This window comes from Methylacidiphilum sp. Yel, assembly GCF_004421185.1.
Classification (GTDB): domain Bacteria; phylum Verrucomicrobiota; class Verrucomicrobiia; order Methylacidiphilales; family Methylacidiphilaceae; genus Methylacidiphilum.
On the sequence record NZ_LXQB01000008.1, the window covers coordinates 1 to 9315 of the forward strand.

Sequence of the window (9315 nt, forward strand, 5' to 3'; positions counted from 1 at the left end):
ATATTTTTATTGGATTTCAATTGTTCTTTTCTGTTCATACATAATTATACTACACATAGCTATAATTTATCGCCTTATATCCCCATGCCTGAAGGCAGGGGCATTACGGCGATGGATGGTAAAACTAATTGCTCCTTCTCCTTTAACAATTCCTGATAATAGAAATGATCAAGATTACACATTTTTTTTATATCCTTTCTCGTTAGATAATTATAGATCTCAAAGAATCTTCTAATCTCATTCTTATCTCCCATAAACCAGAATCGGATCGATCAATGGTATCTATAAAAAAAATGCAGAGCCAACCTCCTTTGTTGATCAATCCTCATCTTTTTTAATCCCACTTATCCTCAACTCTGTATTGTCCGATATTTATCTTTTTTTGACCTGATTTTTTCTAGTCCAACTAATACCTTTCCCTAATCCCTTTCCTGGTCATTGTTCATTTTAGCTTCCGGTTTTTTGACCATCTTTTAATAGCTAAAAGCCCTTTATTAAGGTTCCGGTAAGACCTTCTTGGTTCATGTTTTAAGCATGAAGAGGATACTCTTTCAACAAAGCCCTCCGGAAGATACACTCTCTTCTGGCAGCAAAAACTATACTTTCTTATTTTGTCTCATCCTTGCATTTGTTACTCATGGGCTTTTGCTTGATTGCAGATTTTCAGAAGAAAAAAAAGATACAATCGCACAACAAGGATTATTAAACAAGGAAGATGAGATTGCCATTGCTCTTATTGCTCAACCACCTGCTGTCTCCTCACACCCTTTTGCAGAAAAGACAAAACAACAAGATCCACCTCAATCGATTTCACCTATAAAAACTGATGGAAACATCACCCATCCTTCTTCTACCCTACTATCAAAAGATCTTGGAAAATATACTTACTCTTCCCCTAAAAAGAGTAAAAAAGAAGAAAGGTATAGTTCTCCCATTGATTTTTCGAATACCAAAGAGCTAAATGGAAGCCATGGTCTAGTTTCCTACCATCTTCCAGTTCCTCCCTATCCTTTATTGGCTCGGTTAAATCATATGCAAGGTAAAGTTGTCCTTCGAATTACCGTGCAGAATGGAAAAGTGATTTCTTCAACGATTGTAAAATCTTCAGGTTATCCCCTTTTGGACCAGACCGCAAAATATTGGGTTGAGGCGCATTGGCAATTCCCAAAGGTGATGAAAAAAGTTTTTCTCGAAGAAATAATCTTTGAATTAGAAGAAGAAAACGATTCGCCCTCTTTAGTTTCTTAAATTCATACCTTTGAATAACAGAAGAAATTATTATATTCATTCTTTGTCTCTGTTTCTTTCATAAACATGCTTCCAAATTTCAACCAGTGGGCCATCTGCACCATAAACCGGATCAGTCTTAGGAAGAGCTACTCGAGCTAAATTATCCAAAACAATAGGCAGTTCTTTTGGATCCCCTCGACGCAGATCCCATGACCAACCCTCTGGATAAGCTCCAACCACAAGAAAGCCCAAACTAGCCCAAAGCCGCGCATGCGCTACTCCAGCAGGAATCACCACTACGTCTCCTACACTCAAATCTATCCCTTTGCCTCTAGGACCACCCAATCTAACCTTGGCTTGTCCACTGACTACCGCAAGTACTTCATGTGTAGTCGAATGAAAATGATCAAAAGAATAAATTCCATTGACCCAAGATCCTTGCCAATGATGCAAATAGAAAAGTTCTTCAACGACAGAAGGCTTTCTTTCAAATTCCTTTAAAACTCCTAGATAATGAAGAACAGGTAAATGGCTATTGGGGAACCCTTTAAAAGCAGTCAAGAATATTTCATCAGGCTTTATTCGGTGCATAATTTTAGTCAATTTTGAAGAAGCAATAACCTCTTGTTGCTTAATTCTGGCTTTAACTTCTATAAATAAACATAATCTTGAACTTGAAAATTAGAGAAGTAAGCCCAAAAGAATCTATCCTATGAAAACAAATGATAATAATCTCAATGATGAAAAGCCTACTACCTACACCTATTATTCATTATTCATTATGGAAAAATAAAAAAGAAACTCTATAAAAGAAAGAATAACACTTTTAGAAGGCAACAGCTCAAAACAGAAAAAAAAATTATTAAGGGACATCGACTTTAAATGAAATCTCATCACCAAATTTGCTTTTGCTCTTCTTCCTAGAAACATTGCACTTATTATCTAACTATATCTGGCTTGTAAGACAACTCTTCTCCATTCTTCATCGGAAAGCAGATTGCGCTCTCAAAAGTCTTCCGTGTCAAAAATTGCAAAGCAGATCTCCTTTACCCCTGAGCTGCTCTGCTCCCCCTCTATCAAGGATAAGCAAGGATTCAGTATCATCCGTTACTCTAAAACAAATCCTTCCAGCCAGACATCATCTGATTAGTCCTGAAACGACCTCTTTCCTAGGAATTTGAGTAGAAATGACAAGATGAATTCCAGCGCTTCTTCCCTTCTGAGCAATTCGTTGAATATGACTTTCAAACTCTTGTTTAGATCTTCTTCCCAGTTTAGAGATTATATCTGCATACTCATCAATCACAATAATCCAATATGGAATGTTTCCTTTTCCTGCTTTATACATGCTATTAAGGTCTTTAAATCCTTTCCTCCTTAATATTTCATTCCGTTCATCTATTTGCTGAACTGCTTATTTCAATAAATTCTCAATCGCCTTTATGTCCTTTTTGCTTTCTTGGGGAGGAAAATCAGTCCCTTTAAAATCAATCACAGAGACAGTAGCTTTTTTTGGATATTTATAAAGAATGGCTCCGATAAGCGACTTCAAAAATTGGCTTTTCCCCTACTGTGGTTCCAGCTACTAATAGATGAGCAAAATTGCTATCAGTAAAATTACCGATAATCCATTCGGATTGTTCTAAATCAATCGTTTTCCCAATTGGAAACCAAAGATTTCCTTCTAGATAGTTTAATGCTTCCTTCCAAGGAACTACGCAGTCTATTTGAGGGATGGTTGCATCGATCTTTACATAATTTCTATACGTATCGATAAATGGAGGAACATCTAGTCCAAGATGTACCTGAATGTTTTCTATTTACGATATTCGTCAATCTTACTGTTAAATCTTTTTCAACAAGAAACCGAATCAATTGCGGAGCAATTTTACATTCACTAACATTTGCAGCTTTCTAGCTCATTTTTATTCAGCTCGATGACTTTTCTATTCGGACAGAAGGAAGCAATGCTTATTCGAGTTGGTTCCAGACCTGACTGCTTTAAAATCCAGGTATAGAGAGCAAGCTGAAGTTTGTCTTTTTGATTCGCAGTAGATGATTCATCTCTTAGTATTTTGTAATCGACTAATTCGATAGCATTGGCTGTCATTTTACTTAATCGATCGATTCTTCCAATAATTTTTATTTTTATACTGTCTTTTCTGTCATAATAGGCATGGATATCCTTTTCAATCTCCCAGAAAAGATGATCTAATCGGTTAGCGAATCTAGTCAGTTCTTCTAGCAAGTAATTATAAAAGGCATTTAAAGCATCTTCTAAAAATTTTCTTTCCTCATTCGTTAAATCATCATTGGCTACTATACCTCGCATTAATTCTTGAAACCTTCTAGGCCATTGATGCTGATGAATAAAAGGGTGTTCTTTTGCTTCCTTGCTGAAATCAGCAATTATCTTATGAAAATAAGCACCCAGATTGGAGTCTGGTTGTTTTATAGTCCCTGAGGCCTTATTGCTCAAAACCTTTTCTATAATGCTGCTTACAGTAAGCTCAATTCCATTAATAATAGAAGTGTCTTTTTTTCTTTTTTACAAAAAAGAGCCATAGGCAAATAATACCTTATTTTGCCTATCCTTAAGGGAATCAGAAGACTATCAGCGATTAAACAGTCTAATGTCTCTTGAAAAAGAGTTTTAGGACAATTTAGTTAGGACAATTTAGGCATTTCTTGTACAATTGGGTTGCAGTAACAGGCTTGTATTCAATAGGCTTTTCATCAGCAGGAAAAAGGGATTCTAAGGTTTTTTCAATTTTGCCAGAGATCTTTTTCACATTAGGCGCATACTCAAACAAATAATATCTTTTAGAAAGGTTAATGACCTTATTTTCCTGGATCAGTTGGTTAAGTTGGCTATTGTGCTCCTCTGAACTATCCTTTTTTGGAAGAAGCTGGCTTTTCGATAAACCCCTTTCTTTTGCTTTCTCCAGAAGCTTGAATAATCTCTCTCTTATTTCAAAAGAAGCCTTTTTTTTCTTTTCTTTTGAAGCTTTACCCATTTTTCTAAGCCCTGAACCCCATATTTTGAACACTAAATTACTTCAAAGTCGAGCATAATATTTTTTTAAGAATTTCTAACCCTAAAGTTCTGGATAATCCAAAGGATTTAAAAGGGAAAAGAATATTCGTTGATTTTCTTTAAATCTTCTAAGCTATTCTTTTTAGTTCAAAAATCTTTTTGAAATTTTATTGAGTTTATAAAACTAAATGTAAATTAGGCTGCTTTTTCATACCCTTTTGAACAAAATCAACAAAAGGCTAAACGGAAAACCAAAAAAGAGCATGATTACATAAAATCCATAAAGATTAAAAGTGGAATGAATCCAAACCCAGAGGATAAACATATAGACAAGAGTCCATCTCTTTATAAAAAAATAGAACAAAAAGTTTCGGCTATGTTAACCCTTTTCAGATCAAGTCCATTGCCCGAAGTTTCTAAAAGCTCTCTTTAAGTAGTTATGTAGAATATCATGGGAATACAGATAGAGAGGAAATCCGTTTTGGTGAATTTTTGTCGTTTTGAGAAAAGTCTGGATTTGTATGCGTTTTCCTATCCAATCCTTTGGATTTTTCTAATTGTTTCCCAACAACTCTCATATTAGATTTAGAAAATAAAAGGAAGAATAAATATGACTAATTTATTCAACGGTTTTTTTCAGCGCATTAGCGCATTGATTAATAATCTTATAGCTCGTGGGATTTCTTGGGCAAAGAAAGTTGTAGAAGAAAAAGCAAAAGAAGGGCGCCTACTTTCTGATGCTGAGCTTATAATAGCAAAAAGAGTGGGTGTCCGATTTCCTGAAAGGATCCGGCTAGTTTTTGTTGATCAGATCCCTCAACCTGAAGACCCTCAACTTTTAGAGGTAGCGAGAAGTACTGGACTTAATTTTCCTTCAACGATTGGTTTAGCCCTTGGTTATACAATTTTTATTCGTAATAATAACTTTTCAGAAAAGGTATTAGCTCACGAATGTCGCCATGTCTATCAATTCGAACAAGCTGGCAGTATTGAATCTTATCTTCAAAATTACCTTCAATCTTTGCTCATTGATGGGTATACCAACTCTCCCTATGAAAAAGATGCACAAGCCTGGGAGAAAGAAGGACAATCTCAGAATTTTTAAAAGAATTATAAATATATAATTATTTTTATCTGCATTCTTTTTTTGAAAAGAAAATAATTATACATGTTAATATGAATGAGAAGAATAGGAAATAAAACCCTAGATTGACATAAAAATCCTCTTTATCATTCCTAGCTATCACAGCATTTCTAAAATTTTAACCAAGACCTTTCTAAATGTTCTCGCATCTAATATTTAAAACTAAGAGTGCTTAGAAAAAGCCTTCTTTCTGCTTTTCTATATTTAGTCCTCCTCCATACCTCTTAAAGAAAGCAAATTAGCGGTGCAAGAGGCGCTCAGTTCTATGCTCCAGTTTTCCATGAATGGTTCCAATGAATAAAAAGAAGGTTCAATAGCCTATGCTTTGGAAAGTGAAGTAAAGGAAAGCTACTCTTTGCTAAGTCCTAAAAACGGCCTCTTTGCGAAGAATTTATTTTTGGATATACATTCAAAAAGGGAGAATTCATGAAAGAACTTTGGAAAAAAAGTGCCACTGAACTTAGCCAATTGATCAGGCAGAAAGAACTCTCACCGGTGGAACTCGTCGATTTATACACCGAAAGAATTAAGAATATCGATCCAATTATTCATGCATTTACTTTTCTATCGATAGATGCAGCCAAAGAAAAAGCGAAAGCACTCGAAAAGGAGATTCTTCATGGAGACACATTTTCTCCTTTGTTTGGCATTCCTATCGCAATCAAAGATCACTTTGATACTGTTTCTACGCCTTCAACCTTTGGTTCCTATCTTTTAAAAGATTATATAGCTAAAGAAGATCATCTACTTGTCAAAAGACTAAAAGAAGCCAAAGCACTTATTCTTGGCAAAACAAACATGCCTGAATTTGGCTTTAGCGCGACAAGCCACAATCCAATTTTTCCAGCGACTCGAAATCCATGGAATTTGGAGTATACCTCTGGTGGTTCTAGTTCAGGTTCAGCAGCAGCTGTTGCCACAGGTCTTTGTCCACTCTCCTTAGGTAGCGACGGTGGAGGATCTATTCGTATTCCAGCTTCTTTCTGTGGCATTTTCGGTTACAAGCCCTCAAGAGGTAGACTCCCATGGCCTATTGGGAAGGGAAGGGATTTAGAGCACTGGGAATTATTTTCCCATGCTGGTCCTCTTAGTCGAACAGTAGAAGACGCTGTGCTTTTTTTGTCTGTTCTCTCTGGACCGGATCCTTCTGATCCTTATTCACTCCCTAAAGCAGAATTTTGCTGGAGTGATTGTTTAAAAGAAGATATCAGAGGTTTAAAGATAGCCTACAGCCTGGATCTTGGGTATGCACGCATTGATCCTGAAGTAAAACAAATCGTTACAAAATCAATTGAACTTTTTGAAACGGATCTTGGATGTAACATTGAGGAAGTGGATCCCGGCTGGCCAGATCCTTCAGAAGCTTTCTCTACTTTGGTATATTTTGGAGCAGATTTGCCAGTGCTAAAGAAAGCAGTAAGTGAAAACAGCCAGAAAATCAGCAGTCATATCACGAGATTTCTGGAACGCAGTTTTAAGCCTGAAGACTTTTCTCAAGCATTGAAAATAAGAAGGAAAGTGATTTTTGAAATGAGTAAACTTATGGAACAGTATGATCTTTTTCTTACCCCTGTCACTGCTGTTCCTCCTTTCCCTCTCTATTTTCAAGGACCAGACATTATTGATGGGGAAAGGGCTGACCCACTGCTTTCTTGGATTCCATTTACCTACATTATGAACATGACTGGACAGCCCGCAGCTGCCGTCCCAGCGGGTTGGACATCAAAAAGCGTTCCTGTAGGTCTTCAGATTGCTGGAAGACATTTAGATGATTTCACGACACTAAGAGCAGCTTATGCCTTCCAAAAGGCTTGCCCATGGCAAGATAAATGGCCTCCAATAGCTTTTTCTGCATCAAAGGACTAAGTGTAAAAGCTTTTAGAAGAAATGTTTGTTTTATAAAAAATGGCAATGGTCATTTGTTACCATTTCTTGTAGGGAAGGAACTTTCCATTCAGCATGAGTTTTATCCGCGGTCCAGTAGAAGACTCAACTTTTTCGATGGAAATTTCCATGTCAACAGCACTCATAATGCCATCTCCAAACTTTTCCCAAATGAGTTCTCGAACAGCTTCCCCATATACTCCAAAAGCTTCATAAAAACGATAAAGGACTGGATCATTGGGTATTTGTTTTTCCCAACTTCTATCAACAGGTTTCTGTAAGGCTTCGGAAATTTCAGGCTCTAGACCTAGAACATGGCATAAGAGATCTGCTTGTTCTTTTTTGGGAACCGCTTTCCCAAAACAAACAGCAACTAAAAATACCTCTGAGATCCCTGTTTTTTTAGAAAGTTCTTCCCACGAAAGCCTTTTTTTCTCTTTTGCTAGTAATATCTTCTCTTTGATCCAATCTCGATTCATAAAAAACCTTCTTTCTACCAATTGGAGGCTATTTAATTTTTCTGCTCTCTCTTCTGTAACAATAAGATGGTATACAAATGAAAAAAAGAACTATGCTTAGCTACTTAGCTACTATAAGAAATTAAAGATTTTGTCTAGCATTCCTCAACTCCTTAAAATTCCAACTCTTTCAAGACTTTCCATTGCAAATGGCAAAAAATAATTTATTGACATAAAAAAGAAAGGTTCCCTTTCTTGCCTTTTGGTACCAAAATAAAATGACTTTCAATTATTTTAGTAATCAAATCATGCAGCTGTTTGTCGGTCTTGGGTGTAGAACCAAACTTTTCAGCTTCCGCAAAAAGCTCTTCTGCTAGTAGTTTTTTCCCCTCCCCTTTTTCCTTATATTTTATCTCTAGATACTCTCCCAATATCTCTTCCCACACGGATCTAACACTACTCCAAAACTTTTCTGTTTTTTTCATATAAGAGAGAGCGGCAGAGAAGTCCAACTGGTTTTCCGAACTATACGAAATTATTCCCAGTTCCTTAACAAGTGCATAAGTATTAGACGGTTCTTTTATCCACTTTTCGTTATCCTCTTGAATAATCCAACCTTCTTGAAAAACAATCTGGTGCATGACCGATTCCATCAGGTTGTAGTCAGATCGTCTTGATAATTCTCTTCGAGGCAGCGGTCTCATCAGCTTGTTTGATATCCATTCCGAATAACTCTCTGTATGATTCCAACGGCCATAACTAGCATAACGAGGGGAATCATCAACATTCCAGACAGTTTGCGTCCAACAACCTTTAACCTCCTGTGGATTAAGGTTTATTATCTTCCAACTGTTATTACCTGCATAGACCCAAAAAGCTTCTCTTTCATAATCCCAATCCTGCCTCCAATGCTTAATGACTCTTTTCCTAGAATCAACCAGTAGATGTTGTAGGCTTATATGCTTAGGCTTCTCTTCGGCAATGATCACTTTTTCATACCCTTTGATATCATATGGAGCATGAAGGCTATAGCCCGGGTGTAATGGATAAAGCTCGTTGAATCGATAGCTGACTCTCCAGTTTCCTACCATAGAAAGTATGGCTTTTCGATCAGTAGCTAGTCTATCATCTGTAGAGAGTCCAAAGGCAAATATTATCGGAAAAGCCACAAAGCCAAGTCCAGCAATAAGTAAAAAAATCCATTTTTGCATAGGTAATGATACCACCAAAATTTATGGATTATCCAAGGATAGAATTATCTTTTGATTTTTTATTCAACCCATTCAATGATATTGTTTCTACTGTTCTACAATGCCTAGACAATTGTCTTATAAAGAACCTTCCAATAAATTTAAACACATTGTCACTCTTTACTATCAATAGATATTAAAGAAGAATCATTGACATCCTCCCCATGCCTAAAGGCAGGGGATTCCTGGAGATAACTGACCAGATTTAGCCAGGGCAAGCTCTCCGATGAGGGTGTTGAGGTTTTGATAGACTCTGACACTCTCATCGGCCTCACTTACCTGTCCATCTCCATTCCTGCGAGAACGGCTCAG

Annotated in this window: 9 protein-coding genes; 3 read left to right on the top strand and 6 right to left on the bottom strand. The window is 36.6% G+C overall.

Features of this window, described 5'->3' with window-relative positions; all coding sequences use genetic code 11:
• The first annotated feature begins 534 nt into the window (after positions 1-534).
• Positions 535-1248, top strand: a complete 714-nt coding sequence (locus A7Q09_RS00965) for an energy transducer TonB (RefSeq protein ID WP_134389463.1) — start codon at positions 535-537, stop codon at positions 1246-1248.
• Between the two features lie 36 nt (positions 1249-1284).
• Here A7Q09_RS00965 and A7Q09_RS00970 read toward each other — a convergent pair whose 3' ends face one another.
• From A7Q09_RS00970 to A7Q09_RS00985, 4 genes are all read right to left on the bottom strand, one after another.
• Entirely contained in the window at positions 1285-1821 is a 537-nt protein-coding gene (locus tag A7Q09_RS00970) for a cupin domain-containing protein (RefSeq protein ID WP_134389464.1), read from the bottom strand.
• Positions 1822-2368: 547 nt separating this feature from the next.
• Positions 2369-2578, bottom strand: coding sequence for an FtsK/SpoIIIE domain-containing protein (locus tag A7Q09_RS00975; protein ID WP_134389465.1), 210 nt, complete (start codon positions 2576-2578; stop codon positions 2369-2371).
• Between the two features lie 549 nt (positions 2579-3127).
• A complete protein-coding gene (locus tag A7Q09_RS00980) occupies positions 3128-3709 on the bottom strand; it encodes a PD-(D/E)XK nuclease family protein (RefSeq protein WP_166791880.1) in 582 nt (193 codons plus the stop codon).
• Between the two features lie 184 nt (positions 3710-3893).
• On the bottom strand, positions 3894-4247 hold the full coding sequence (locus A7Q09_RS00985) for a hypothetical protein (RefSeq protein ID WP_134389467.1): 354 nt from the start codon (positions 4245-4247) through the stop codon (positions 3894-3896).
• Between the two features lie 630 nt (positions 4248-4877).
• Between A7Q09_RS00985 and A7Q09_RS00990 the strand changes: the two genes are divergently transcribed.
• Together A7Q09_RS00990 and A7Q09_RS00995 are read left to right on the top strand one after the other, a co-directional pair.
• Positions 4878-5372 carry a hypothetical protein gene (locus tag A7Q09_RS00990; protein ID WP_208526654.1) on the top strand — a complete coding sequence of 165 codons (495 nt, stop codon included), beginning with the start codon at positions 4878-4880 and terminating at the stop codon, positions 5370-5372.
• Positions 5373-5837: 465 nt separating this feature from the next.
• The gene (locus A7Q09_RS00995; protein WP_134389468.1) at positions 5838-7277 is read left to right on the top strand and encodes an amidase; all 1440 of its coding nucleotides are present in this window, start codon (positions 5838-5840) and stop codon (positions 7275-7277) included.
• Positions 7278-7333: 56 nt separating this feature from the next.
• Here A7Q09_RS00995 and cynS read toward each other — a convergent pair whose 3' ends face one another.
• Together cynS and A7Q09_RS01005 are read right to left on the bottom strand one after the other, a co-directional pair.
• Complete coding sequence (gene cynS / locus A7Q09_RS01000) at positions 7334-7774, bottom strand: cyanase (protein ID WP_134389469.1); 441 nt, start codon at positions 7772-7774, stop codon at positions 7334-7336.
• 203 nt (positions 7775-7977) lie between these two features.
• On the bottom strand, positions 7978-8964 hold the full coding sequence (locus A7Q09_RS01005; RefSeq protein ID WP_134389470.1) for a DUF6607 family protein: 987 nt from the start codon (positions 8962-8964) through the stop codon (positions 7978-7980).
• Positions 8965-9315 lie beyond the last annotated feature (351 nt).